Consider the following 262-nt stretch of genomic DNA (forward strand, 5'->3'; position numbering starts at 1 on the left):
GGCGGTCTTCTCGTCTGGTTTTTAGTAGGCGCTGACCTTTATACGGCCTATACTTTCTTAGGGTTGACCAGTACTGCTTTTACAGGCGGAAGTGTTGCATTTTTCGCCATTCCTTATTCTGTGTTGGCCTACTTTATCGCCTACTTCTTCTTGCCGAAACTTTGGAAAGTTGCGAAAATTCATAAATTAACAACACTCGCGGATTATGCCCGGGAACGTTTTAACAGTAAGCTTTTGGCAAGCCTCGTTGCCATCGTCGGGG

1 protein-coding gene is annotated in these 262 nt (G+C 45.8%); it reads left to right on the forward strand.

Features of this window, described 5'->3' with window-relative positions; genetic code table 11:
• Positions 1 to 262: sodium:solute symporter family transporter (locus SB660_RS21500; RefSeq protein ID WP_410584435.1), on the forward strand; the 262-nt coding region annotated here is incomplete at both ends.

The organism is Bacillus sp. SIMBA_005 (assembly GCF_046535585.1).
Classification (GTDB): Bacteria; Bacillota; Bacilli; order Bacillales; family Bacillaceae; genus Bacillus; species Bacillus pumilus.